The organism is Campylobacter sp. 2018MI10 (assembly GCF_018501175.1).
In the GTDB taxonomy this organism is placed as follows: domain Bacteria; phylum Campylobacterota; class Campylobacteria; order Campylobacterales; family Campylobacteraceae; genus Campylobacter_E.
Window position 1 is genome coordinate 1 of record NZ_JAHCZD010000158.1, and the last position, 234, is coordinate 234.

Below are 234 nucleotides of genomic sequence, written 5' to 3' on the forward strand. Positions count from 1 at the left end.
ATGGTGGGCCTAACAAGACTTGAACTTGTGACCTCACCCTTATCAGGGGTGCACTCTAACCAGCTGAGCTATAGGCCCTTAAGAAGTAGAATTATTGTTATCTTATTTCATTTCAACCTTTGATATCCAAACAAGCTCTCAAGAGCTCTTGAAATATTTATTATTACTCTTTAGTGTGAGTTAAAGAGTATGTACTCTAGAAAGGAGGTGATCCAACCGCAGGTTCTCCTACGG

General features: G+C 40.2%; 1 tRNA gene. It reads right to left on the reverse strand.

Annotated elements, in window-relative coordinates:
- Window position 1: 1 nt before the first annotated feature.
- A tRNA-Ile gene (locus tag KJR01_RS10135) sits at window positions 2-78 on the reverse strand.
- Window positions 79-234 lie beyond the last annotated feature (156 nt).